This is a genomic window from Wolbachia endosymbiont (group A) of Hylaeus communis, assembly GCF_947251915.1.
In the GTDB taxonomy this organism is placed as follows: domain Bacteria; phylum Pseudomonadota; class Alphaproteobacteria; order Rickettsiales; family Anaplasmataceae; genus Wolbachia; species Wolbachia pipientis.
Genome location: NZ_OX366396.1, coordinates 530,855 through 557,522 on the forward strand (window position 1 = coordinate 530,855; position 26,668 = coordinate 557,522).

General features: G+C 35.5%; 21 protein-coding genes, 1 tRNA gene and 3 pseudogenes. 10 read left to right on the forward strand and 15 right to left on the reverse strand.

The genetic code is table 11. The features are described 5' to 3' along the window. Nucleotides 1-3: 3 nt before the first annotated feature. Together OPR52_RS02685 and OPR52_RS02690 are read right to left on the reverse strand one after the other, a co-directional pair. Complete coding sequence (locus OPR52_RS02685; protein ID WP_265038384.1) at nucleotides 4-591, reverse strand: L-threonylcarbamoyladenylate synthase; 588 nt, start codon at nucleotides 589-591, stop codon at nucleotides 4-6. Between the two features lie 118 nt (nucleotides 592-709). Next, the gene (locus OPR52_RS02690; protein ID WP_010082479.1) at nucleotides 710-1,180 is read right to left on the reverse strand and encodes a hypothetical protein; all 471 of its coding nucleotides are present in this window, start codon (nucleotides 1,178-1,180) and stop codon (nucleotides 710-712) included. A gap of 75 nt (nucleotides 1,181-1,255) precedes the next feature. Here OPR52_RS02690 and miaA point away from each other — a divergent pair, with 75 nt between their 5' ends. Then, entirely contained in the window at nucleotides 1,256-2,140 is an 885-nt protein-coding gene (miaA, locus tag OPR52_RS02695) for a tRNA (adenosine(37)-N6)-dimethylallyltransferase MiaA (protein ID WP_264722915.1), read from the forward strand. Here miaA and OPR52_RS02700 read toward each other — a convergent pair. Further along, nucleotides 2,137-3,084 (reverse strand): hypothetical protein, encoded by a 948-nt coding sequence (locus tag OPR52_RS02700; RefSeq protein WP_265038385.1) that lies wholly within the window; start codon nucleotides 3,082-3,084, stop codon nucleotides 2,137-2,139. The two genes, miaA and OPR52_RS02700, sit on opposite strands and share 4 nt — an antisense overlap. Before the next feature lie 298 nt (nucleotides 3,085-3,382). Here OPR52_RS02700 and recG point away from each other — a divergent pair, with 298 nt between their 5' ends. Together recG and OPR52_RS02710 are read left to right on the forward strand one after the other, a co-directional pair. Further along, nucleotides 3,383-5,404, forward strand: a complete 2,022-nt coding sequence (recG, locus tag OPR52_RS02705; protein ID WP_264722913.1) for an ATP-dependent DNA helicase RecG — start codon at nucleotides 3,383-3,385, stop codon at nucleotides 5,402-5,404. Nucleotides 5,405-6,315: 911 nt separating this feature from the next. Then, on the forward strand, nucleotides 6,316-6,603 hold the full coding sequence (locus OPR52_RS02710) for a hypothetical protein (RefSeq protein ID WP_010962862.1): 288 nt from the start codon (nucleotides 6,316-6,318) through the stop codon (nucleotides 6,601-6,603). A 42-nt stretch (nucleotides 6,604-6,645) separates the two neighbouring features. Here the strand turns inward: OPR52_RS02710 and OPR52_RS02715 are convergent. From OPR52_RS02715 to walE1, 5 genes are all read right to left on the reverse strand, one after another. Continuing rightward, nucleotides 6,646-7,478 (reverse strand): IS5-like element ISWpi1 family transposase gene (locus OPR52_RS02715; protein WP_265037890.1). Its coding sequence is split into 2 segments (ribosomal slippage): nucleotides 6,646-7,109 and nucleotides 7,109-7,478, totalling 834 coding nucleotides; the frame shifts between segments, so codons are not numbered across the junction. Nucleotides 7,479-7,537: 59 nt separating this feature from the next. After that, nucleotides 7,538-7,930 (reverse strand): hypothetical protein, encoded by a 393-nt coding sequence (locus OPR52_RS02720; RefSeq protein WP_244263371.1) that lies wholly within the window; start codon nucleotides 7,928-7,930, stop codon nucleotides 7,538-7,540. A 201-nt stretch (nucleotides 7,931-8,131) separates the two neighbouring features. Beyond that, a tRNA-Gln gene (locus tag OPR52_RS02725) sits at nucleotides 8,132-8,206 on the reverse strand. Next, nucleotides 8,197-8,532 (reverse strand): divalent-cation tolerance protein CutA, encoded by a 336-nt coding sequence (gene cutA / locus OPR52_RS02730; protein WP_006279213.1) that lies wholly within the window; start codon nucleotides 8,530-8,532, stop codon nucleotides 8,197-8,199. The genes OPR52_RS02725 and cutA overlap by 10 nt, the downstream gene beginning before the upstream one ends. 441 nt (nucleotides 8,533-8,973) lie before the next feature. Then, nucleotides 8,974-10,497, reverse strand: coding sequence for an actin bundler (gene walE1, locus OPR52_RS02735; RefSeq protein ID WP_265038386.1), 1,524 nt, complete (start codon nucleotides 10,495-10,497; stop codon nucleotides 8,974-8,976). 453 nt (nucleotides 10,498-10,950) lie between these two features. Between walE1 and hflK the strand changes: the two genes are divergently transcribed. The 5 genes from hflK (at nucleotide 10,951) to OPR52_RS02760 (ending at nucleotide 17,227) form a co-directional block, all read left to right on the forward strand. Further along, nucleotides 10,951-11,985 (forward strand): FtsH protease activity modulator HflK, encoded by a 1,035-nt coding sequence (gene hflK, locus OPR52_RS02740; RefSeq protein ID WP_010962866.1) that lies wholly within the window; start codon nucleotides 10,951-10,953, stop codon nucleotides 11,983-11,985. A 2-nt stretch (nucleotides 11,986-11,987) separates the two neighbouring features. After that, nucleotides 11,988-12,860, forward strand: coding sequence for a protease modulator HflC (gene hflC, locus OPR52_RS02745; protein WP_265038387.1), 873 nt, complete (start codon nucleotides 11,988-11,990; stop codon nucleotides 12,858-12,860). Between the two features lie 3 nt (nucleotides 12,861-12,863). Next, entirely contained in the window at nucleotides 12,864-14,348 is a 1,485-nt protein-coding gene (locus OPR52_RS02750; RefSeq protein ID WP_264722909.1) for a DegQ family serine endoprotease, read from the forward strand. A 230-nt stretch (nucleotides 14,349-14,578) separates the two neighbouring features. Further along, nucleotides 14,579-16,111 (forward strand): phage terminase large subunit, encoded by a 1,533-nt coding sequence (gene terL, locus OPR52_RS02755; RefSeq protein WP_265038388.1) that lies wholly within the window; start codon nucleotides 14,579-14,581, stop codon nucleotides 16,109-16,111. A 96-nt stretch (nucleotides 16,112-16,207) separates the two neighbouring features. Further along, entirely contained in the window at nucleotides 16,208-17,227 is a 1,020-nt protein-coding gene (locus OPR52_RS02760; protein WP_265037747.1) for an IS110 family RNA-guided transposase, read from the forward strand. A gap of 529 nt (nucleotides 17,228-17,756) precedes the next feature. Here OPR52_RS02760 and OPR52_RS02765 read toward each other — a convergent pair. The 4 genes and pseudogenes from OPR52_RS02765 to OPR52_RS02780 all read right to left on the reverse strand — a co-directional run. Continuing rightward, entirely contained in the window at nucleotides 17,757-20,159 is a 2,403-nt protein-coding gene (locus OPR52_RS02765) for a hypothetical protein (RefSeq protein WP_265038312.1), read from the reverse strand. A gap of 41 nt (nucleotides 20,160-20,200) precedes the next feature. After that, nucleotides 20,201-20,395: a hypothetical protein gene (locus tag OPR52_RS02770; RefSeq protein ID WP_264722905.1), complete on the reverse strand. Its 195-nt coding sequence runs from the start codon at nucleotides 20,393-20,395 to the stop codon at nucleotides 20,201-20,203. Between the two features lie 293 nt (nucleotides 20,396-20,688). Further along, nucleotides 20,689-22,194, reverse strand: a complete 1,506-nt coding sequence (locus tag OPR52_RS02775; protein WP_320109387.1) for a hypothetical protein — start codon at nucleotides 22,192-22,194, stop codon at nucleotides 20,689-20,691. 387 nt (nucleotides 22,195-22,581) lie between these two features. After that, nucleotides 22,582-22,995: pseudogene (locus OPR52_RS02780) on the reverse strand (transposase); the annotation flags it as partial. 57 nt (nucleotides 22,996-23,052) lie between these two features. Here OPR52_RS02780 and OPR52_RS02785 point away from each other — a divergent pair. Beyond that, nucleotides 23,053-23,885, forward strand: a pseudogene (locus tag OPR52_RS02785) (IS5 family transposase). A gap of 89 nt (nucleotides 23,886-23,974) precedes the next feature. Beyond that, nucleotides 23,975-24,834, forward strand: a protein-coding gene (locus OPR52_RS02790; RefSeq protein ID WP_265038389.1) for an IS630 family transposase whose coding sequence is annotated in 2 segments (ribosomal slippage) — nucleotides 23,975-24,299 and nucleotides 24,299-24,834 — 861 coding nt in all. Because the reading frame shifts where the segments join, the coding sequence is not laid out codon by codon here. Nucleotides 24,835-24,862: 28 nt separating this feature from the next. Here OPR52_RS02790 and OPR52_RS02795 read toward each other — a convergent pair. From OPR52_RS02795 to OPR52_RS02805, 3 genes and pseudogenes are all read right to left on the reverse strand, one after another. Further along, a pseudogene (locus tag OPR52_RS02795) lies at nucleotides 24,863-25,174 on the reverse strand (alanine:cation symporter family protein); the annotation flags it as partial. Nucleotides 25,175-25,196: 22 nt separating this feature from the next. Further along, nucleotides 25,197-25,967 carry a CDP-alcohol phosphatidyltransferase family protein gene (locus OPR52_RS02800; RefSeq protein WP_015589351.1) on the reverse strand — a complete coding sequence of 257 codons (771 nt, stop codon included), beginning with the start codon at nucleotides 25,965-25,967 and terminating at the stop codon, nucleotides 25,197-25,199. Continuing rightward, the gene (locus tag OPR52_RS02805; RefSeq protein WP_265038390.1) at nucleotides 25,964-26,656 is read right to left on the reverse strand and encodes a phosphatidylserine decarboxylase; all 693 of its coding nucleotides are present in this window, start codon (nucleotides 26,654-26,656) and stop codon (nucleotides 25,964-25,966) included. Before OPR52_RS02805 ends, OPR52_RS02800 begins: the two co-directional genes overlap by 4 nt. Nucleotides 26,657-26,668: the final 12 nt, after the last annotated feature.

Consider the following 26,668-nt stretch of genomic DNA (forward strand, 5'->3'; position numbering starts at 1 on the left):
ATTTTAGTTTGAAAATGCGTTGTTTACTGTTTGTAATGAAATTGCACCTTCCCTTAAAACCTTAATCTTATCTTCGGTTAAGTCAATAATAGTAGATTCTATACCAGAAACTAGTTCGTCATCTTCAATCACTACAGATAAATGTTGCTTAATGGATTGTGGTATATCGTTTGCCTTACATACACTTTCTTTTCCTGAAATATTTGTACTAGTTGCAACTATTGGAACTTTCAGTTTGTTTAGTATTGAAATTGCAATAGGATGCTCAGGAATTCTGATACCTATACTATCTTTAAAGAATTCGTTTGGCAATATGTTGTTGTTTTTAAGTGGTAAAATATAGGTAATTGGTCCAGGAGAAAAGTGGTTTATTAAATCAATATATCTTTCCTTTACCTTTGCTATTTTTGTCAAATTGTAAATATCACTAACAAATATAGACAGTGGTTTATTTTGAGAGCGTTTCTTTATCTGATATATTTTTCCTATAGATTCATTATCTAGTACATTACAAGCAAGAGCATACACTGTTTCTGTTGGAAAACACACTAATAAATTGTTCTGTATTCCATTTATTATTTTAGATACCATATAGCTAAAAACTTATTCATAACAACTAGATCAGTTTTGTTGCACTGTATCTTATATAGTAACTGCTAGTTTTTGTAAACGTAATGCAACGCAGCTTACCATTTGTTATGCAGATTTGCTACAACCCAAACTCTTCATTGACTTTATCAATTATTGCCTGTGGTGGATCCTCTCCCCATCCTGAATACAAAATCTCTCCATAGTCTGCAACATCTATAGAGCCAGTTCTGCTTTTTGCTAGAAACATTTCTCTTTTCTCTTTATCAACTAATACATAATGCCACGCTGATTTTCCACGATCTTTACCACGGACTAAGTATATAAGATCTGACCTACTTCTTTTTGTTGCATCAGCAAAAGATCTTTCATTGACAGTTCTGCTTTTACTTTTTATGCCGCCACTTTCAGAAAAAGCTTCCTTGGATTCGGTTTTTTTGCCTGCTAATTCAGAAATTTTTCCTTTTTCCCCTAATGCCCGTTCTTTGGTGTTTTGAGACGAATACTTACTGGAAAAACCTTCCCCTGTACCGCCAGGAGTCCTGTTTGTGAAACGCTTAGTAAATGAATTATTGTCGTTGTTTTCTGCCATAAAAATCTCCAAACTTTAGATTGTAGAATCCAAACTTTTACTACACTTTATCATATGTTAATTAAATTAATATAAATGAAAAATAATATAGTAATTATTACAGGAATTACGGCCTCAGGTAAATCAGAATTATGCGATAACCTGATAGAAAAATATGGAAATATTAGTATAATAAATTGTGATTCAAAGCAGGTATATGAAGAAATTCCCATAATTACTGCTCAACCGCCAAAGCAAGAAGAATTTTATAAACTATATGGTTATGTTTCAGCAAAAGAAAATTATTCCGTGGGTCTATGGTTAGAGGATTTAGAAAAAGAAGTTAATCACGCATTAGAAAATGCTCAAATACCTATCATCACTGGAGGAAGTGGGCTCTATATTAGCAGTTTAATCAAAGGCTTATCATCAATGCCACAAATAAGTCAGGAAGTGAGGAAAAATGTAAGCGAATTAAGGAAAAATTTAAGTAAAGAGGAGTTTTACAAATTAGCGCTAAGCAAAGATCCAAGGATTCAAGGTAAAGTGTTCATGAATGACTCGCACCGCCTTTCAAGGGCACTTGAAGTTATCACTGAAACTGGCAAGTCAATTTTTGTATGGCAAGAGAATAGACAGCCTCCTTTATTCAATAATTTTAAGATATATACAATTCTGCCTAAACGTGAAGATGTATACCGAAAAATAAATTCTCGTTTCATTACAATGATTGAAAATGGAGCAATTGATGAAGTAAAAAAGCTACTTAGCATGAACCTAGCCCCACATTTGCCAGCTATGAAAGCACACGGAGTGCCAGAAATTATAAAGTACTTGAAAGGTGAGATTACTTTAGACGAAGCGATACAAATTGCTCAAACAAACACAAGACACTACGCGAAACGTCAGTATACCTGGTTTAAAAACCAATTTCTAAATGCTGAAGTGATTGATTGTGCAAACAAGCTCAAGATATTTTAATTCAGGCCGTGCTCATTACTATGAATAGGGGGTTCCATATTTTCCAGATGGTCGCTTACTTCTAGTGGATTGCCTAAACCATGCTCTATTTTTATTTTAAAAAATCCAAGCCTCTCGCAAAATTTCTGAAAACACTCTTTTATAACGTCAAACAAGTTTTTATCACCTATATTATAGTCCTTCAGTCTCTTAGGAACAGTAAGTGACAATTTACCATCTTCATATGTTACATTTTTATCACCTTGAGACTTAAGTGTGAATTCTAGCGAGCTATCCAATTTACATAATTCTTCTTCTGATTTTGCTAAAGTGCAAACTGCAATTTTTTCTTCAATTCTGATTGTTGCATGACTTGGATCACTACAATTAATATGTGTTGTATGACTAGAACCGAAAACTAACTCATATGCCATAGCTACATGAAAAAGAGGTTTATCTTCAGCGTATAATGCACCTACGTACCCTGCTTGATTACAATTGATAACCAGTTCTTCCAAAATAGAATCACTTGGAACTTGAGCTTCAGCATATTTAAATATTTCCTTAAAAACTTCTTTTGCAAACACACGATAACTCTTATTTTCATCTTCTTCTTTCGGTAATAGGTTAGTATATCCTTTACCTATATTGTAGAATTTTTCAACTTCCTCTTTATACCGATCAGTTTCTTTATCATTAGAAACCTTCAGACCTTCGCAATACTTTTCCCAAAATTTGTCAAATTCTTCTTTATCTCTATTTATTAGTGCTTTAATCAAAATTGTGTCTATATTTTTCTTGTTAATAACAAAATTCATTCTGTCAAAATCCTCATACATCTGTTTACCAGAGTTCGCTGAGATATCCTTTTCATCAGCTCTTAACTTACTAAAATCAAACTTTTCTGCTTGAGCTCTTAGTGTAACTATTGGATTTTCCTTTTCTTCTGATATAGGGCTACTCATTATTAGTACCTCAATATAGACTACTGTATAATAATACATGAAAATGATTAATAAGTCAATAAAATACTTTATATAAACGCAAGTTCTATGACAGCAAATATAGTTAGGGGTAACTTAGGCTTACCGACGATTTTAAAAACAACAAATTCGTCATTCCGTTACGTGTTAGCGGCTGAGATACCGCGAATGAATCGCGGTATAACGTTAGAGAGCTGTGCTAGCTATAGTGCATACCTGACCATAAGGTGACAAGATTTTAAAAAGGCTCTATAACAGTTTTACACATGTATGAATCTCAATGAGCAATCAGATTTTTCTAAATAGCAGGCTGGAGAATATACCTAAGTTCCATTCCGCAATATTGCCTAAACTTTGTGGTGGGGACAAGGTGGTGGATCTGCTGTTTTATAAGCCACTTAGTTATGTGGATAGAAGCAAGTTACTATCTGATGCTCGAGTTGGAGAATTTACAACTTTCATTGCAAAAGTTTATGAACATCAGTCGCCCACTTTTAGAGGTAGACCATATAAAATAGTCGTTGAAAGTGAGAGTCAGTATATATTCATAGTCTTTTTTAATTACTCAGTTAAGTATTTATATAAACTATTTCCAATTGGAGCGAATGTGATCATCAGTGGCAAACTCGAAAAATTTGCTGAACATTGGCAAATTACTCATCCAGATTACGTGTCGCTTGACATCAACCAATTTAAAAAAATAGCTTGCATAGAGCCAGTTTACCAATTATGCCGTGGCATTACCAATAAGCGCATTGGGAACATAATAAGCTCTAATCTAAAGGAATTGCCTGATTTACCAGAGTGGATAGATGATACATTAATCAAGCAAAAAAAATGGTTAAGTTGGAGGGAAAGCATCATAAAGTTGCACAGACCAAGCTCATTGGTGGAAGCTGAGGTTTGTAGAAAAAGGCTTGCTTATGATGAATTGTTTGCGTATCAGCTAGCGCTGAAACTTGCAAGAAAAAATCATGTGAAAGAAAGGGGAAGAGAATTTATAATATTGAGTAAATACAAAGAGCAAGTTTTAAATGAATTGTCGTTTCAATTAACAAATGATCAAACTCGTGCAATAGATGAGATCTCAGAGAGACAAAAATCCAAGTATCGCATGATAAGCTTGCTGCAAGGTGATGTTGGTAGTGGCAAAACCGTAGTTGCACTTTTTGCGATGATAAATGTGGTAGAAAACAACATGCAGGCAGCTCTAATGGCACCGACTACTATCTTGGCGGAGCAACATTATAATTGGATTGAGGAAGTTTTATCCTGTACCGATATAAAAGTTGCGCTGCTTACTGGTAAAACTTCGCGCAAGGAAAGAAAGATTATCATGAACGAACTTGCAAGTGGTGTTTTAAATATAGTGATTGGCACTCATGCACTATTTCAAGCTAACGTTACATTTAAAAATTTAGGGCTTGCAGTCATAGACGAGCAACAGCGATTTGGAGTGATGCAGAGAAATCGCTTGGTAGGGAAAGGAGAAAATGCCGATATACTTTTCGTTACTGCAACTCCCATTCCAAGAACTTTGCAGCAAGCTATGTATGGTGACGTTGAATGTTCAATTTTGAAAGAAAAACCAAAATCCAGATTGCCAATAAAAACTGTAACTATGAACATTAGTAGGGTGCCAGATGTTATTGAAAAGCTAAAAGGTGCTATAAACAGGGGCGAAAAAGCATATTGGATTTGTCCATATATAGAAGAAAACGAAGAGACCAATATTGCTGCAGCAGAGATGCGTTTTCAGGAATTACAAAAACCATTTCTTGATAAAGTCGGGATAATACACGGAAAATTGACTCAGGAGCAGAAAGATCAAGTTATGTTTTCCTTCAAAAGGAATGAATTTTCTCTGCTTGTTGCAACCACTGTGATAGAAGTTGGTATAGATGTGCCAGATGCAACCATCATGATTATAGAAAATGCAGAGCAATTTGGGTTATCACAATTGCATCAGTTAAGAGGCAGAGTAGGGCGAGGAAACAAGCCATCTTTTTGTGTATTATTATACGATAATTTAAGTAAAAGCTCATCTTCAAAGTTAAAGATCATGTGTGAGTCACAAGATGGATTTTACATTGCTGAAAGGGATATGATGCTAAGAGGCAGTGGAGATATTTTAGGCACAAAACAATCAGGATGTATGGAATTTAAATTTGCTGATTTATATCAGGACAAAGAGCTGCTCAATCTCGCGTATAATAACGCAAAAGGCGCAATGGCTGATTTTGAATTACTGCTTGATATATTTGAATATAGGAGTAGATTACATTTTTCAAAATTTCAGTAGGAAAACCAGGTAGCCCGCAGAAACGAAAAAACTTCCTTGACAAACCTCGCCAGCCCCCTTATCATGAAACTGAAGCTATTGTATTTGCTTTCGCCAATCTGCAGATTAAAAGGTAAGGATTACTTAATGTATCGGCGTCTTATGTTCAATTTTTTGCAGTATATAGATACTGTATGTCTTTACAAAACTTCATCTACATCTAGATTTTTATCTAAATAAGCTGAACGCGCTTATAAAGCGTTACAAGACATCAAAAAATGCCAATACTCGACAGAGATAGTAAAAGACTAGCTAACTCGGGGATTCTTTGTCTTTTTTTCTGCTTAGTAAATTTCTTAAACATTTGCAGCGTAAGTTAGTTGCAATTAAAAGCAGCTGAATTTCGCTTATAAAGCGTTACAAGACATCAAAAAATGCCAATACTCGACAGAGATAGTAAAAGACTAGCTAACTCGGGGATTCTTTGTCTTTTTTTCTGCTTAGTAAATTTCTTAAACATTTGCAGCGTAAGTTAGTTGCAATTAAAAGCAGCTGAATTTCGCTTGTCAAGCGTTTAAAACATAAAAAACGCCAATATTTTAAAGCGGATAATAACCCCAGGGCTTCTTTTGCCTTTTTTTTCGTTTGGTAAATTTCTTAAATATTTAGATTAGTTGCAATTTAAGAGCCCGTAAAGGGTGTCATTCCAGTGCTTGACACTGGAATCCAGGTTGCTCACAAGCGAACTAGCATAGAAAGTGGTTACAACGTTTTCGATGAGATTGCAGAAAGGCTGGATCCCAGTGTCAGCTACTTGAATGACATCATAGGGGCGCTGCCCTGACAATCGTCATCCCGCTACGTGTTAGCGGAATCTGCTGTGGCGACATAAACTCAAATCATTTCAAATTTCAATCCAAAGAGGTATCATTATGTCAAACAACTTCAATTTTAAAGAATTTTTTAACCACTATGAAACAAATAGTACGTCAGATGATATACAAAGGTATTATTTGCTGTGGAAATCAGTAATAGCGCAGGCAATGATTGATGCAGCAAGTAACTGTAAAAAAACAGAAAGCTTGGTAGAAAAACGTAAGGCAATTTCTTGGTTGTCAGACTTTAGTCAAGATTTTGTGCACACATGTATATTGGCTGATTGTGATCCGGTATACGTAAAAAATAAAATACAGCCAACCTTAAAAAGCCTTACTAGATAAAGCCTTTTTATATACTTAGAGGTTGTCCGGAAACAAGTAAATTCAAGCATATTCCCTCTTTAACATAACCCTACTCATAGCTAGGTATATGAAATTCTCAGTGGATGTTGTGAGTAAATCATACTCCTTCGATAGCCTTCTATTCCTATTAACCCAAGCAAAAGTCCTTTCTACAACCCATCTTCTTGGCTGTACTTTAAACCCTTGTTCTCTTGTTGGTAGTAGCTCAGGTGGCGTATCTTTGTGCACCCAAAATCTACATGTAGGCCTTTTAACAATTTCAATATCTATGTCATATTCTTCCTTTATGTGATTCTTTAAATTTCTTCCTTGGTATCCCATGTCAGCCCACATTTTTTTAACTTTAGTATATTTTGTTCTCATATTGTTTAATGCTATTTTAATACCATCTCTATCATTTTCGTTAGCAGCGCCTACGTAACAACCTAGTATAAAACCCTGAGTGTCTGTAATTATATGCCTTTTTCTACCCTTTACTTTTTTACTTCCATCATAGCCTTTGATCCCCCCTTTTCTGTAGTCTTTACAGATTGACTATCTACTATACAGGCACTCGGCTGCTCATTCCTTCCTATTTTTCTTCTACTATATTTTGTAATTTCATAATTCATTTTCTCAAAAATTCCCTGCTTCTTCCATTGCCTGAACTGCTCATACACAGTCTTCCATAGCGGAAAATCATTTGGTAAATACCGCCATTGACACCCTGTACGCAATACATAGAAAATTGCTTCTAATATTTCTCTTTTGCTATACTTTGGCGGCCTTCCTCCTTTCTTGTATGATACTCTGAAGTGTTTTTCTATTCTTGCCCATTCCCTTTCGCTTAGATCTGTTGGATACTTTTTTCTCATCTTTACCCCGTACTAAAATTTCAGATATTATAGCCTTTTACTTGTTTCCGGACAACCTCTTAATGAGGTTTACTCCTTTTACCGAAAAAAATATAATTCAATCTCCTATCTATAGTTGCCTCTATATCTTTGATTAATAGCTGCTTTATCATGTTTACTTTTCGCTTTGCATCTTGAGCTTGACGCTCATTGTTACCACTGTTATTGCTGTAATTATTCTTATCACTATAACTACTGCCACTTGGTTTGCTACTGTTACTGAACTCACTACCCTTTTTTCTTCTTGTGTTGAGTATCTGTATTATCTTTTCCTTTAAAAAGGACTTCCAGCCTGTGCCAAGTAATAATTTATAGAGAAAATGCGGAGTAAGAAACGCCACTAATATTCGAATAGAAATTCCGTAACCGAGATCTTCCCTATTTTCATAATACCACTTGCAATATTGAAACAAACGGTAAAACGCATTTTTGAAAGAGCAAAATTCTACAGCATACCAAAAACCATTGCTGAGAAACATGAGCACAATGCTGAATGTGTAAAGATACATTGTGAAGAGAAACAGTTTCACAATTATATCTTTTAGACTACCTAATATATAATTCAATAATCTTAATTTATAGAAAAGTGATATCATTTCACACCCACTTCAATATGGCTGGGGTGGAAGGATTCGAACCTTCGCGTGGCGGTATCAAAAACCGCTGCCTTACCACTTGGCTACACCCCAATACTACTTACATCAATAACACTATTAGCCCAATTAGTAAAAGATTTATTTGCTTTTTCTATGGGCATCACAGCAATAGCTGGCTGATCATAAGAATGCATTGCTTCGATTTTTTCTACAATTTTATCAACTTGATCATTCCTGCTCTTCATAATTGCCACTACTTCACAACTATTACTAATTTTACCTTCCCATAAATACAGAGAATTCACTTCGGGAAATATATTTACACATACAATTAATTTCTCGTTTAACAATTCTTCAGAAACAGTTTTAGCCTCCTCAAAATTTGAAAAAGTTGTATAAACCAAAACTAAATTATTCATTAGTAGCTACATAAATGCATTGCTACTATACTCTACCGAGATTTATTCATCAAGAGAAAATAACGCCAGCGCGTACTGTATGAACATTTGTTTGCAAAGGTAGTATGTTAAGTGTTATAGCTAGTTTGCCTCAAACGTAAAGGTGTCATCCCAGTGCCCCTGTGATGTCATTCCAGTGCTTGACACTGGAATCCAGTTTTCCATATAATCTCATCGAAAACGTTGTAACCACTTTCTATGCTAGTTTGCTTGTTTACAAGCAAACTTTCCTGGATCCCAGTGTCAGCTACTCGGATGACACCTTTCCTAGCAGAGAAATCACAATGTTCATACGGTTGTACGCATACCGCTGGGATCTAGGATTTTTCTATAGTTTAAAAACAAAAAAAGGACGTTACTCATTGAGTAACATCCTTTTGGAGAAGGTAGAAGTTTTACTTATTACACTGTTCCTGGAGTTGCTGTAGCTCTTGAGTTGACAGGTTCTGCACTAGGTTGATCTAGAGATGCGCGTCGTTTTGCCAACTTTTCTTCGAGTTCTCTGTCAAATTCTTCTTTTAAAGGAAGAACTTGTTTTCTTGTTAGCGTAGAAGAACCAGAACCCATTCCACTATCAGTAGAATTACTGTGAGTGAGAGTTCTGTTACTCAAACTATCCAGGTTTTGCTCCACAATAGGATCACTGAGAACATCTTCACTGAAAGAACTTTGTCCATTTAAGTTAGTCAATGAGGCGCTTCTAGGTAGTTCTGGTGGAGCAACTGGAGTAAGCTTAGGAGTTAAGCTACTAGATGAATTGCTTCTACGGACTGTTGCAAAGTTCTGAGAATCTGAATCAGAGACAGTAGCAGTACTTTCAGTTCCTATAGAATTTAGTGAATTGCTTTTTGACAAGCTGTTAGATTGTTCAGAGCCTTTTCTTCCCAGTGAAGAGAATGATGATGACACAGACCTAGTTAAACTTTTGACAGAAGGCCTGTTAGCTTTTTTCTCTGCTCTGTCAAACATATTGCTTACGCTTGAGTACAAATGATTTTCTCTACATTCTTTAATAACCTTCTTAATTTCATCGTAATGTTCAGAGAAAACACTGTCGATGAAATAACAACCTTTAGGTAATGACCTTTGTGTTAACAAGTTATGCAAGCTTTTTTCATTTAAATTATTAATGAATTTTTTCTGTACTTGCCATCCAGAAGTATGTTCAATCCCCCCTGATTTTGCCTTCTCTGCCATTTTTAAATCAATTTCTGACGATATTCCAGAAAGTACATTTTTCACTAACCCAGAATTATTTCCTTTATCAGCAAAAATTGCTTTCATATCATTTCTTATTTCGTCAGATTTCTTAATTGCATCTGGAGTAAACCTTTTTACCTTATCTAAATAGTCCGTCTCACCAGATGCCTTATGGAACTTATTTGCCACTCCTTCGCCTACAAAACTAGCGCCTTTTTTCAGTGAATCTACTGAATGTTCATAACCTTCTTTCACCTTATCTTTAACATGCACAGCACCATCTCTAACTTTTCCGGCAGCGTATGTTGATGCGTCCTTAACTTTCCCAGCAGTATATTTCGCCCCATCAACTGTTTTTTCTGCTGACCACTTGAGCCCTTTATATCCAGATTGAACTGTTTTTACAGCGACTTTTACAGCGAAATATAAAGCAAGACCAACTATAGCACCTGGTATAGCAAGTGTTGCACCAACTGCCAAAAGTGGTAGTACTGCCGTAAATAATCCACTTGCTGCACTTACTACAAGAATCTTATCTCCTTGTTTCATCTTAGAGAATTTTGTATCCCCTTTTAACAGGTCAGTAATTCTTTCTTTTAGCTTCTTGGGATCATTAGCAATATCTGAATTTGGTAGATTTTGCATCGTTTTATTCAAATCAAAACTATCTTCTGGTTGGTTTTGTTGAGTTCCAACAGAATTTGAATTTTTTTCATTATGTAACATTTTAAACCTCACTATTAATTAAATATATTATAATTGTATTCCTTGATTCTTAAGTTAGTGTTAAATTGATTGCCAGTATTTATTTGTCTTCAAATAATTTCGCTTGACGTGTTTTGTGGTAACATAGAAAATTAGGTCAAGAAGCTGCAGCATTTATGAAGTATAGAAAAAGAACACTCATCTTTTTGGCTGTTATAACTTTAATAATAATAGCTTTACTATTTAGGTATAATTCCCATTTTCACAAAGACGTAGTGCACTTAAAGAGTGACAACAAAGAATTCAAAAAAAAGCCAGAAAATTCCATAGAGTCGACCATATTACATAGAGAAAAGGAAGTGTACGATCATGTTTTCCATCCTGATGATTAATTTGTAAATAAAATAGCAATTTATGTTTGCATTTTCTTATTAAAGAAGTAATATTAGCGTATTAATTATAGAATCAATCATTATGTTTGATGATAATAATCCTTGGAATCTGGGAAAGAAACCGGTAGGGAACAAAACTCCTAATAATGAAGATATTTTAAGTAAAGCTGTATCTGATATAAGGTTCTTTCTTAATGGATTAACCAGAAACAGGGGCAAAAAACCTTATTTCATCATTTTCATTATTTTGCTGTTCTATGCTTGCACTGGCTTTTATATTGTCCATCCTAGTGAAGAAAGTATAGAACTTACCTTTGGTAAATATTCTAATACAGAAACACCTGGTTTGCGTTATCACTTCCCCTACCCTATTGGCAAGGTTTTTAAAGTGAACGTTAAGGAAGTAAATCGTGAAGAAATTGGGGTAAGTAGTTCTTATGGGCGAGATACAGATCGCGGTGAAGGCGTGATGCTAACTGGAGATGAAAATATAGTCAACGTTAACTTCGAGGTTCAATGGCGCGTTAGAGATGCTAAGGACTATTTATTCAAAGTGCGGGATTACAAACCCGGTTTCAGTGTTAAAAATGCTGCTGAAAGTGCCATGAGAGAAATAATAGGTAAAAATACGATCTCTTTTGCACTTGGTCAAGGCAGACCAGAAATTTCTAGAGATACTAGAATTCTATTGCAGCAGATTCTTGATGGATACCAAATGGGTATAGAGATTTTATCTGTTCAAATGAAAAAAATTGATCCACCAGAAAAAGTAATCAGTTCGTTTAGAGATGTACAAAGTGCTCGTGCAGACAAAGAGCGTACTATAAACGAAGCATATGCTTATAATAATGATATTATACCTCGAGCAAAGGGTGAAGCGATAAAGATAAAATTAGATGCACAAGCATATGAAAATGAAATAATAAATGAAGCAAAAGGTAATGCAAATCGCTTTTTATCTCTTTATGAGGAATATAGACAGAATCCTTCTCTCGTTAAGAATCGTATTTATCTTGAAACTATGGAAAATATTTTCAGTAAGGTAGACAAAGTTGTTGTAACTGATGATCTGAAAGGTATGTTTTCTTATTTACCTCTTACAAATTTAGGAAAATAACCATGAGTAGTAATATTAAAATTGTTTTTGTTTCTGTATTTGTTGTTTTATTGATTGCTTTACCTAATTCAATATTTGTTGTGCAAGAAACAAAGCAAGCAATAGTTATACAACTGGGTAAAGTTGTAAGGGATGTTAGGGAAAGTGGCTTATATTTTAAGTTGCCATTCATAAATAGTGTAGAGGTTCTTGATAAAAGAGTTTTAGATTTAAGTCCTGATAAGATCCCAAGGGAAGTGATAACAGCGGATCAAAAACGTATTATAGTAGATGCGTATGCAAAATATAAAATAACAAATCCTGTTACTTTTTACCAGGCTGTGAGGAATGAATCAGGTCTGGTTAGAAGATTATATCCGGTTATAGAAGCTCACATAAGAGAAAATATAGGCAGATTTTCGTTGATTAGCTTGTTGAATGAAAAAAGATCAGAGGTTATGCAATTGATTCAGCGTGGAGTTTATTCTGAAGCTGAAAAATTTGGCATAGAAATAATAGATGTAAGAATTAAGAGAGCAGATTTACCAGAAGAAAATAGTTCTGCAATATTTCGCCGTATGCAAACTGAAAGGGAAAAAGAAGCAAAAGAAATTAGAGCAGAAGGAGAGCAAGCTGGGCAGGAAGTTAGATCAAAAGCTGATAAATTAAAAAGGGAAATTATCTCCAGTGCAGTAAAAGAATCGTACGAAATAAGGGGCCGTGGTTATGCTGAAGCAACTAGAATTTATAATGAGGCATTTAAGGTTGATGAAGAGTTCTTTAACTTTTATCGCTCTATGAGCGCTTACAGTAAATCATTTGCCGAAAATAATACTAAATTTGTACTTTCACCAAACAATAACTTTTTAGATATTTTAAATAAGGGGTGGAAATAGTCTATGAAAATTATTTTATCTATATTTGCATGTTTTTTGATTTCATTCTCTTCATACGCTAATGTGTTCGACTGGAACGCAAAAAAAGTTGTTAATGCTAGCACTACTGGATGTAACTGTAATCAAGGACTTGCCGATCTAGTGGAAGAACTCATTCCTGCGGTTGTAAATATTTCAAGCGAACAAATAATCAAACAAGAAAATAACAGCAGAACTAGAGTTCCATCTATGCCAGGAAATAATTTTTTTGATGATTTTAGAGAGTTTTTTGAGCATTTTGATCAGTTTTTTATGGATAGGGGCCCTAGTGTTAACAAAGAGGTGGTGTTGCTTGGTTCTGGGTTTATTATAGATAAAGGTGGAACTATAGTAACCAATTATCACGTTATTAAAAACGCCAAAGATATCACAGTTACTATGAACGATAATACTTATTTCAAAGCAGAAGTTTTAGGCTATGATGCAAGAACTGATCTTGCTGTGCTTAAGATTAATTCTGATAAAGATCTTTCTTCTGTTGCATTTGGTGATTCTGATAAAGCAAGGGTTGGTGATACGGTTATGGCAATAGGTAACCCATTTGGTTTGGGTGGCTCTGTAAGCACAGGAATTATATCTGCAAGGTCCAGGGACATTAGTATTGGCACTATGAATGAATTTATTCAAACTGATGCTGCAATTAATAGGGGTAACTCTGGAGGACCGTTATTTGATTTAAATGGAAAAGTTATAGGTATTAATACTGCTATCTATTCTCCATCTGAGTCTGGCGGCAACGTGGGTATAGGTTTTGCCATACCATCTAATTTAGCTATGTCAATTATTGACACATTAAAAAGTGGCAAAAAAATAAAACATGGTTGGCTTGGTGTGCAAGTTCAGCCTATAACGAAAGAATTTGCTGAGTCCTTGGGTTTAAAAGATATAAAAGGCGCATTGGTTGCAAGTATAGTAAAGGATAGTCCTGCAGAAAAAGGTGGGATTAAAGTAGGTGATATATTATTAGAATTTGACGGTAAAAAAATCGATAGAATGACACAATTACCTCAAATGGTTTCAAGAGCTGGACCTGAGAAAAAAGTGCAAGTTAAGTTACTTAGAAAGAGCAAAGAGGTTAATATTAAAGTTGTGATCGGAGAATCTACAAATGATGGCCAAGATAACAATCAAGAAGAAAATAAATCAACATCTGATTATGTAACCGGTTTAACTGTTTCAAATCTGCCAAAAGAATCAAAAGAAAGTAAAAATAATGTACCTACAAAAGGTGTGATAGTTACCAATGTAGATAGTAACAGTAATGCCACGTTGCGTGGTATTAAAAAAGGAGACATTATTATCCAATTAGATGGAACCGATATAGAAAATACTAATGATTTTCAAAAACAAGTTGATTCAGCAGTAAAGAAAAACGGTAAAGATTCAATAATGTTGCTCATTTACCGCAATGGAAATCAATTCTTTACTTCGATAAAGTTGAAGAAGTAATTTTATTCACTAAATTTACAAAACAGTAGTGTTGTAAGCTCGCTACTGTAACACTTCAATCTTATAAAATAAATAAAAATCTACACTAGATTTCTTGCATAACCATATAAAAAATCAAAGGATGTCATTCCAGTGTCAGCTACTTGCATGACGCCGTCATAAAGGAACCAGTGTCGGCCACTTGGATAACACCATAGGGGTTACTTGGGTGATACTATAGGAGGTCTAACATGAACTTTCTAAAATTCATTGAACTGTGCTTTCAAACAGTGGTGCCGGGATGTGAGTATAATGATTATCAGTACATAAAAGTCATAGCAGACAGGCTGGAAGCAGCGAATGCTGGCGAAGTAAGGCGCATAATATTCAATATGCCTCCGCGTTCAATGAAGTCCATATGTATGAGTGTTGCGTGGCCCGCATGGATACTGGGAAATCAGCCAACTGCAAGAATAATAGTTGCAAGTTATTCTAAGTTGCTTAGTGAAAAACATTCGCTTGATACGAGGTGCATAATGCAATCTGATTGGTATAAAAAGCTATTTCCAGAAGTAGAACTATCCAAAGACCAGAACACTAAATATAAATTCCAAACAGTGCAGAGAGGATTTAGAATCGCAACATCAGTTGGAGGAACATTAACCGGTGAAGGTGGTGACTTTATTATTGTGGATGATCCGCTTAACCCTGCTCAAGCTTTGAGTGAAACATTTAGAAAACGTGCCACAAACTGGTTCGATCAGACTTTAGTAACGAGACTCAACGATAGAAAAAAAGGAGTAATTGTGCTTGTGATGCATAGGCTCCACCTGGAAGACTTAACTGGGCACCTCTTATCCAAGCCAAAAAACATATGGCATCACATTTGTTTGCCAATGATTTCTGAAAATAAGGAGGTTATTTATTCAATTAATAACCATACTGGTGTCATTCCAACCCCCCCTCCTGTCATCCCAGTGCCCAGACACTGGGATCCAGAAAATTCAACCGCAAAAGACTGGATTCCAGCATCAAGTGCTGGAATGACACTACCTGCAAGAGTATTATACTCAAGAGAAGAGAATGAGTTATTATATCCCCTGGAGGGAGGAAGAGAAGAAGTTGAGATGATAAAAGTTGAACTCGGGAGTTACGCTTTTGCTGCTCAATATCAACAAACCCCCCTGCCGCTTTCAAGTGGTATAATAAAACAAGAGTGGCTAAAGCGCTATAAAAATTTCCCTGATAATCTCTCACATGTAACTCAAAGCTGGAACACTGCAGTTTCAACAAACGATTCCAGCGACTTTAACGTCTGCACCACCTGGGCAAAAATAGATAATAAATTCTATTTACTTGATGTATATCGAGCAAAGCTTGAGTACCCAAAGCTTAAAGAGCAAGTTCTGTCACTAGCTGCAAGATGGACGCCACACGCAATTTTGATTGAAGCAAAAACAAGTGGTCAGCAATTAACACAAGAGCTAAAAGCAAACAGTGATCTACCCATTATCGAAATAATTCCACACAATGACAAACTCACTCGATTTTATCAAATTGTTCCGGTGATAGAGTCTGGCAGGGTTTTTCTGCCACAGCAAGCAATATGGCTCAATGATTTTGAGTATGAGATTTTAATGTTCCCAGAAGCCCGTTATGATGATCAAGTGGACAGTACGGTACAATATTTACAATGGACAAGAAAAACCACCGACAGCATCCCCAGGGTCAGGGGCTTTGGCCCCAACCCTAATAAAACACATACTGTAATTGCTATTGAATGATGGAGAGACATACTCCATTATTTTAGCACGAAGTAACAAGTTCAATAGAATTAGTTCTTCAAAAATAATTTAAACTTTTACAGTAGGAGCAGCCTCATGAAATATTATAGTGGATTAGATGTCTCACTCAAGGAAACTTTTATCAGTATCATTGATGAGAAAGGAAAAATTGTTAAAGAAGAAGTTATTGTAAGTGAAAGCAGTACAATAGCGGAGTATTTGCTTAGTCAAAGCAAAAAATATGAAGCAATAGGGATAGAAAGTGGACAACTATCAATATCAATGTGCAAAGAATTGAGGAGATTTGGATTGCCAGTAACTTGTGTAGATGCAAGGCATATGGCAGCAGCATTGTCTGCAAGAATCAATAAGAATGATAAAAATGATGCAAGAGGTATAGCACAAATGATGAGAGTTGGGCTATTTAAAGAGGTATTAGTAAAGTCAGATGAAGCTTGTCAGATTAAAATAATGCTTGGAAGCAGAAGACAATTAACACGTAGCAGAGGGAAAATTGAGGGAACAATAAGAGGATTATTAAAAATATACGGGATAAAAATTGATCAGCGTGCCAGATCTACAAGTTTCGTTTTAAAAGTGCAAGAAATAATTAATGAGCTAGATGAAATTAGCAAGAACTCAATTGAAGTATTAGTACATAGCTTAGAAACAATAGAAGAATCGATAAGAAAACTTGACAAAATGCTCTCAGAGCAAGGTAAAAAAGATGAGGATTGTAAATTATTAACTACTGTTCCAGGAGTTGGTATTATAGTAGCAATGACATACAAAGCTGCGATAGATGATGCATATAGGTTTGAAACATCTTATGCAGTTGGAGCCTATATGGGATTGAGCCCAAGACAGTACGCTTCTGGAGAGATTGATCGGCATGGAAGTATATCAAAAATGGGACCAGTAGAATGTAGGAATGTGTTGTACGAAGCAGCACAAGTCTTACTGGTAAAATGTAAAAGGAAATTTAAATTGAGAAGCTGGGGATTGAGGCTTGCAAAAAAGAAGGGTATGAAGAAAGCAATTGTTGCCGTAGCGCGGAAGTTGTCTGTAATTATGCATAGGATATTGGTTAGTAAAACAGAATTTTGTTATCAATAAATGCAAAAAGTAGATAATTTGATGTAAAGTAAAGATAGCAATGCCGATGGAAGGGATAAGCAAGATCCTAGGTTGAAGCATAGACTTCGTAAGACACATGTTGCCGTCCACTTCCGCCTAACAAGTATAGTGCGGCTTGGCTAAAATACAAATTAGCCATATCAGACCGCGGAGAGAACCATGGAAGCATGCTATTTTAACTTATATTAAGACTATGGAGGGAAAGAATGATACCTTAGTTTTTATAAGCTTAATGAATATGTGGATAAATACTTTAAATGTGTGTGGCGTATTTATCCACATATTCATTGGCTGCATAATTTAAAAGGGATTAATTAGAAATTTAGTGCTGGTGTTTTTATTGCCAATAAAACCCCTTTTGATTGAATAAGATAATACGATAGTAAATAAAAGGTTGTATTAGAGCTGAATTTTACATCAAAAAATATTTTTCATGATACAAAAAATTATTATTGACTTTCATGCAATTAGAGAACTTGGGTGGCTGAGAGCAGTGAAATTAATAAGCCTAACACTTACCTATTTGATGAGAGGAACTACTCAAACTTAACGACTCCAGCCTTGAAAGTGGTAAAGAATCTCTTTTCGGAGATTTTCTTGTACTACTTCCAGCTAAAGGTTCTGGAGACTTACGTTTTGGCAATCTTTCTCCAGTATTCTCACAATCCATAGACTCATAACCACTTGTTGTTGCCTCAGCTTTAGAGCTTACGTTTTCAGCATCAGTTACGAACCCGGAAGAGTAACCGCTGCTGCTGTCATCCTTTTTACTCTCCTCTATCTTTTTAAAGGTAGTAGTAGTATTTCTAGTACCTTTAGCAGGCCATTGCTCTTTCCTAAACGACTCTACTTCCGAACCATCATAATCACGGTTAATCCAGTATCCACCTTTGTCTTTTGTAATTGAAATATATTCTAATACGCTTTCATCGGGATAACAGGTGTTAATTGCTTTTTTAGGGGATAACCCATGTTCTTGCACCTGAAAATTTACCCATTTGTCCTTTTCAGATTTCACTGCCTTTTCGACGATGTTAATGTCGATATCTTTTATTTCTACTTTTCCCTCATGCTCCCGACTAAAAAGTTCTTTTAAGTTAAGTAAGGCACCACGACTTATATTAGCAACAACTGTTGTTTCTTGGTTTTCCTCACAACTAGAAAGAAATTTAAATGGAAACTCATTGAGATCACAGGCTTCTTTCTTATTGACACGATACTCTTCTTTCGTTTTATCTATTATCTCCTCTAAATACTCTTTTACATCAACACTATCATCAATTAAACTAGCAATCTTCCCATTTTTTACAATAAAGTTAGTATGAGGAGGATCCAAAGCATAATTATTTAAGTTAAACCAATAAAGCAATGCTTTAAACAACTTTTCTTCTTCCTTTTCCTTAGTAACTTGCTGTTTTTCAGGTTCCTTATTACAAATGTTCGCCGTATCTTTTGGAGAATCTTCAGAAATCCCAGAATTTAAGGACATTGAATCATTCCATGCTATAGGAGAAGGAATCGATGATGATCTACAGGTCATTTTCTGATCCCGAATCTCTATTAGCATACTTTCATAATCACCTTCCGATAATGAAAGTTCTCTAAGCATCGACGGTTGTGACATTAACGGTTTCCGTCTACATCTGCTCGTGTATGACCTGCGTGGCATATCGTCCGTTTGCTGAGAAGAAGTACTAGCCTGACCTATCCCCTCCCGAAGCACCCGAAACAGCCTCCCTGTTTCTTCCTCTTTTTTTGATCTTCGCCTGGGATGCTTCTCTAACTCTTCACCACGACTTCGCTCGGGAAACTCCCGTGTCGGTGATGCTTCAGCTAATAGCGTTCGAGGAAGCTCATGGTCAATGGACAGTTCATGTTTTGCATTGATTACAGAGCTTTCTATAATTTTAGTTATCATACAGTGAGAAATTTCTTTATTAGAAAAGTCTATGCCATATACCCCACTGCTTCCATTTACTTTGAATGTTGCTTGAGTTTTATTACTCATATCATCAAGTACAGGATTATTAAATTTATGATTTATATCACGTGCTTCTTCCTTTGTTAAAAACCTAGTTCCTCTATTACTTAGTATAACAGGTATAAGAATTGAGGTTTCCTCTCTATTCAAAGGAGAGGCACACAAAAAGGCACTTGTCACCACACGTGTTGATGGATCAAGAACTTCCATTATCAAATCTTTAAATGCCCTTACATCACTACGACTTTTGCTATCAGCTTGAAGATCACGGCCTATAAGCCATGCGGCACGCCGTGTTACACTATCAATAAAACGAGCGTCATCAAAAACGTCCCTGATATATACACTATTGTCTCCACCCTCCAGAGGGTTCTTAGGAGCATTCTCATATCTTTCCCTCATCCTTGATAAAAACTCACGCTCAAATTCCTTGCGTAATTTTTTATTAGGAAATTTAGAATGACACAAATATTTTTCCTTGTTGAATGAGTTAGTAACTATGCTACAAGTTGGCATATCTTCTAAAACATCCTTTACAAGTGAAGAAGCCAAATGAGACTTCAAATTAAAAATTACACCTTGATCTATAGGTGCTACAAACTCAATCCTACCTTGTTTACCTACAGACCAGTCTCCTTTATAGTCGTTAAATGGAAAAGATTTAACATCAAAAATTAACTTGGCTGTATTTAACACTACCTCATCCGTATCTCCTTCTTCAATACCGTAGAACTCACCTACTATCTTCTTTTTTATATTGTAAAGATATTTGCTACACTGATAATCCTCCATACCTTTATCAAATGAGACTACGATACAGTCCTTCCCGTACCTGCTTTGCAGCGTAAAATTAGTTTTAACTGTATTACGAGCATAATTATGTACATTAAAAGCACTAACCAATGCTCTTACTGTTTTTGTATTAGGCATACCAACCTCCCCATTTTTAAATTACAACAGCTACTCTTTACTTAACGTCTAGGACCACCGGGATTATTTTTTTGCTCAGACTGACGCCTCCTTTCTTCTATCTCCTTGGCTTTTTCACGATGATCATCAAGCCTTGCTCCTTTAACTCCCAGCAATTGTCCACCACCTGGTCCCTCATTCCGCTCATCCCATTCTTTTTCTCCCTTGAACCTTTCCTTACCATTATCATTTGGCATATTGCCCTCCAGTAAAAATATTATGTAATTAATATACTCAAAATAAAATTAAGTGCAAGCACTTTTTTATATTTTTTTTCAAAAAATTTTATTCACTCTTTTTCATAAAATTCAGTTTTCTAGATTCCAGCGTCACGCGCTGGAATGACAAGAAAGAGGTACCAAAAAGAGTAAAATTCCTTTTTCTTGTCGCCTTAGTAGCCATTCTAACATAGAATGGCATCCCAACTAAGAAGGGTGTCATCCCAGTGCCCAGACACTGGGATCTAGTCTTTTTGTCATCTAAAGCTACACTAGTATCCCCTTGATGGTGCTCTTTCTGGTGCCTTTCCCATTGAATCCACATGATTATTAACTTTTACATTACTACATTCGCTTGCTGGCTGAGCATTACTTACAGAACCTTCATTCTCAGCATCATTCCAAACACCAACTGTAAAATCGTATTCATAATCAGCAACAGAACTTTTGACAGATTGATTCGGAGCTCTTCTGTTAGCTTGATTAGATTGCTCTGGGACTTCTCTGTTAGAAGCAGATTCCCGAGCAGATTGTCCTGAAGCACTTCCGCTAGGAATAGAACTCTCAGCAGATTGATTCGAAGCTTCTTTGCTGGAAATAGAGCTTTGAGCAGGCCGGCTTGGAGTGCTTCCGTGGGTCTCTAGGTTTTTTCTTATTTGCCAATCACTATCGCATCTTTGCACTCTCCGATTTTGTACCTTCCCTGTCGTATTCGTTGCAGTCTTTGGATCAGGTGGACACACCCCTTTCTTCGGCTTCGCTTTTTTGTCTTCTTTATTTACTTCTTGTTTTGGCAAATTCTCAATATCCTCCTTACCTCTATCATGTGTTTGCACAAAAGGCACTCGATCTTTCAGAGAATTCGACAAAAGATCAAGCTCTGGTTTGCTCAGAGGAATTGGCCTTACAAATCCTGGTGAAATTTCAAAAAGGAAAACTGGCACTTTAGGCTTTTCTCTTTCATCTACCTTGATTTCTACGTCTTTATGAACTTCTTTAATTGCTTCTTCCTTTAATGATGTTTTTTCTGCTTTTTTATCTTCTTTTTCTGTAGATGCCGCTACCGCAGCCGCCAACTCAACTCCAAACATCTCTGCGAACATTGTAACAATCCATCCGACAACGGCCATTTGTAACCTGAGTTTCAGATCTTGCAATGCAGTTAATCTTTCTAACGCCCTTGCAAACTCTTCTTCTGATAACTCACCACTGCCTAATTTTTCCTGCAATTCTTTTATCTCTTTGTCCAACCTCTGATTGAAACTTAAATCGCGTGCAAAAATCTTCTTGATTAACTCCTTAAGCTTGTCACGCATAAATTTAATTATCGAAAGAAGCCAATTTTTTTCTTTCTTCTCCTTGAGCATTTGGTAGATTTTCGGATCATCTACATTTACTTCAAAAAGGTTAAAGAGAGCTTCAAAGAAATTCCAGAAATCTCCGAGTACTCTTCCTTTTTCACCAGTGAAGTAATCCTCATCATCACCTTCTCCGATATGTAGCTCTGCTTGAGATGGGATTTCATCGATACAACTAAAAGCCTGACGCTCACACTCGAGCCTCCTGAGCAAATCTTGTCTGGTGGGCTCCTCTATGGCTGCTTTTAGTTCATTTAACTTCTGCTCTGCAGAGAAATCTTGCTCCCTGATTTTTCCTTGGAAGATTGAGCTACCGTTTCCGTTATTATCTGAAAAATTTTCCATTATTTTTGCCTCCTCAATAAAATTACTGCCTTTGTTGTTACATGAAAAGCTTTCCACCATTTTTACTTCCTTCATAAAACTTAATAATTTAATTCTACAGTACTAAATATTTAAGAACTATTAATGTAAAGATGTCAATAAAATTATTTACATTTTTACACTATATATATTATATCATACGCCATTTAACCTTTCAATAATATTTTTATTCTTGCTGCTTTTTCAAGCTCTAGCACGCGCTTTCCTTAAATTGGTTCTTATTAGTGTTCACTTTTGCCTCTACCACCACTTTTTCTTGTAAAATATTTGATATAGATTTTATTATATTCTTTGGCATAACATTTGCAACATACTTTATCTATAAATGGAAATTATTATACTTGCAGCTAGACACAATTTGAAATAATTTACCTATAAAGTTAAGGAACGAGATCCCAGATACTGTCTCTGCTGTCAAACAAATTATCCAACAAAATTACAATTAAATGGTTGATTATTTTTAAGAATACCAAAAAAGACATGCATTAATTTTCGCATTAACGCAAGAACTATGACTTTTGGACATTTGCCTTTACTTGCTAGACGCTGACAAAACTTTTGAAAATGATTATTATGGTTTTTGACTACTATAGCTGGCATATAAAGAGCTTTTCGAATACGCTCAGATCCTATTTTGCATATGCAACTTCTCTTACTTACTGACGATCCCGATTGATAATGTCCTGGATTTAGACCAGCAAAAGCTGTAAATTGTTTAGCATTGTCAAAGTTATCAACTGATGGCATTTCTGCGACAACAGCAACAGCAGTAAGATATCCTATACCTTTTATAGTCTTAAGGTTTTCCACCATATTTTTTAGATGTGGATAGTTAGAGGTTGTCCGGAAACAAGTAAAAGGCTATAATATCTGAAATTTTAGTACGGGGTAAAGATGAGAAAAAAGTATCCAACAGATCTAAGCGAAAGGGAATGGGCAAGAATAGAAAAACACTTCAGAGTATCATACAAGAAAGGAGGAAGGCCGCCAAAGTATAGCAAAAGAGAAATATTAGAAGCAATTTTCTATGTATTGCGTACAGGGTGTCAATGGCGGTATTTACCAAATGATTTTCCGCTATGGAAGACTGTGTATGAGCAGTTCAGGCAATGGAAGAAGCAGGGAATTTTTGAGAAAATGAATTATGAAATTACAAAATATAGTAGAAGAAAAATAGGAAGGAATGAGCAGCCGAGTGCCTGTATAGTAGATAGTCAATCTGTAAAGACTACAGAAAAGGGGGGATCAAAGGCTATGATGGAAGTAAAAAAGTAAAGGGTAGAAAAAGGCATATAATTACAGACACTCAGGGTTTTATACTAGGTTGTTACGTAGGCGCTGCTAACGAAAATGATAGAGATGGTATTAAAATAGCATTAAACAATATGAGAACAAAATATACTAAAGTTAAAAAAATGTGGGCTGACATGGGATACCAAGGAAGAAATTTAAAGAATCACATAAAGGAAGAATATGACATAGATATTGAAATTGTTAAAAGGCCTACATGTAGATTTTGGGTGCACAAAGATACGCCACCTGAGCTACTACCAACAAGAGAACAAGGGTTTAAAGTACAGCCAAGAAGATGGGTTGTAGAAAGGACTTTTGCTTGGGTTAATAGGAATAGAAGGCTATCGAAGGAGTATGATTTACTCACAACATCCACTGAGAATTTCATATACCTAGCTATGAGTAGGGTTATGTTAAAGAGGGAATATGCTTGAATTTACTTGTTTCCGGACAACCTCTTAGAGCTCTTTCCATAAAAGTCCGGATGTGATAGGATAAGGGTAGATGATGATAAGGAGGTTGAATGCCAGCAGCATATAGTTATGATTTAAGAAAAAAAGCAATGGAAGCGCTAGACGAAGGAGAAAGCAGAGAAACAGTGGCAGCAAGATTTAAGATTGGACGAACTACTTTATGGGAGTGGCAGCAAAGAAGAAAAGAAACAGGAGACTTTCAATCAAAAAAACTTGGAAATGGGGGTTACAATCACAAAATTACCGACTGGGATACCTTTGCCAAATTTGCCAGAGAACACGGAGGAAAGACTCTATCGGAAATGGCTAAACTTTGGAACAACGTTAGTATCCAAACGATCTATCGAGCCCTTAAAAAAATTGAATTTACGCGCAAAAAAAGACATATGGATACAAGGAAAGAAACGAAGAAAAACGTGCTGAATTTTTGAAAATTATAGCGACAAAAGAACCTAAAAACTTAGTGTATATAGATGAGTCTGGCATTGATAACACCGAAGACTACCCCTACGGATATTGCCAGAAAGGACAGCGGTTTTATGCCTTAAAATCTGGAAAGAAAACTCAACGAATCAGTATGGTTGCAGCCTTAAGTGGAAGAAAGATAGTTGTTCCGTTAACCTTTGAAGGCCACTGTAATATGGATGTTTTTAATGGATGGTTTGAGCAATTTTTGACACCGATCTTGGAACCTGGACAGACTGTCATTCTTGACAATGCTACTTTTCATAAGTCTGATAAGATTATCGAGCTTGCTAAAGGGGTTGGTGCAGAAATTTTGTATCTGCCGCCTTATTCTCCAGATTTCAACAAAATTGAGCGTCATTGGTTTGCTATAAAAAACAGAGCCAGGAAAAACATTCCTCTATTCGAATCCTTTCGTCGTGCTGTTGATTCTGCCTTCCTATGACCTGTTCGGACTATTATGAGAAATGCTATACCATCCAAAAAACTGCACTTGGGCCCCCTATTGTGATAGCTATTGCAACTCCTGATATTGTTCCAAGACCAACTGTTCCTGAAATTACTGTTGCAAACGCTTGAATATGAGTGATTATGCCATTGTTGCTGTTATTACACTTTAGATTGAATAGCGTCTGTATTCCATATTTAAGTAACCTAAAGTTAATGAATTTGAACTGGGCAGTACAAAAGATTCCAGTTGCAATTACCCAAATAATTATAAATGGAATGTTGAATATCTTTATATACAGAAATGAATTTAATAGTTCACTTATCTTCAAAATCATGCAGTTTTCTATTTTTTGTTAGCTAACGAGTTTTATATGTAAAATATATGTAAAACCCGATGCTTATTGGAATAGTAAGTGTATACACTATACCTAAAATTGGTAGAGTCATCCAGGGCTTACTGATGAAAAATACAATAAGTACTCCAAAAAATGACACAAATATATAGGATAGGCTTTTGGGAATATAAATATATTTTGCAGAGAAAGTTGGAATGTGACTTATCGAAAAAAATGAAATGGCCAGAAAGTAACAAGCTACGTTTCTTGTGTTAAAAAATCGCTCTATGAGAAGTAAGTATTCACTCTCATGAGATTGAAAGGTAATAATTATTGGTAACAAAGAAAGTAAAGCACACACTGGAGCTGGAACACCAGAAAAGAAAAATTTTTCCCAGTATGGTTGTTCTGAGTGTAGCGAAACATTAAATCTTGCAAGTCTTATTGATATGCAGATTACGTATATCATTACTAAAATCCAACCTATGACTTTGATTTCGTTTAGCTTCCAAAAATACAAAAGAAATGCAGGCGCTGCACCAAAATTTAGAAAATCTGCAAAAGAATCAAGCTGGGCTCCAAAATCGCTAGTTGATTTTAGAATTCTAGCTATTCTGCCATCCATTCCATCTATTATTGCTGCAATGATGATAAAAATTACTGAGAATTCCCATTGTTCATTAAATGTAAATTTAAGTGAAGTGAGACCAGAACATAAACCCAATAAAGTTATAAAGTTTGGGAATAATTTAGTAATAGGTAAGAATCTACTGTTACTTCCATCGTTATTCATATAACGTCAAAAGTAAGCTTCTCTTGAACGTTTTCCTTATTTAAGTTTGCTATAATTGTTTCACCACCAATAACAGTTTGCCCTTCTGAAACTCTGACTTCTGTATCAGCAGGAACATAGATATTCACTCTACTGCCAAACCTTATAATTCCAAACCTTTCACCTGCTTTTACGTTCTGGGATATTCCTAAATTACAAACGATACGACGTGCAATTAATCCAGCTATTTGCTCCACAATAATTTCTTTCCCCTTTTCGTATTCAATTACAATAACCTGCTTTTCATTTTCATTACCAGACCTATTGCTCATTGCGGATACAAACTTGCCTTTTTTATAACTCATTTCCTTTATCGTACCAGATATTGGTATACGGTTCACATGGACGTTCAAAACACTTAAAAATATGCTAACAAGCGTAAACTTCTTCTCCTCTCCGTTTTCTGCTGATAAAGGATAATTAACTTCTTCAATTTTTGAAATCACACCATCAGCAGGACTTAATATAAGATTCTTATTGTTTGGCACAGCTCTTGCTGGATCACGAAAGAAATAAGTACACAATAATGTCGGAAACAAGCACGTAACGCCAAACCCCCAAGATATAGAGAATGCTATACACGTTACTATAAAGGAAACTACTATAAATGAATAACCTTCCCTGTTTATATTAGGTAAACCAAAACACATAATCTTATTAAC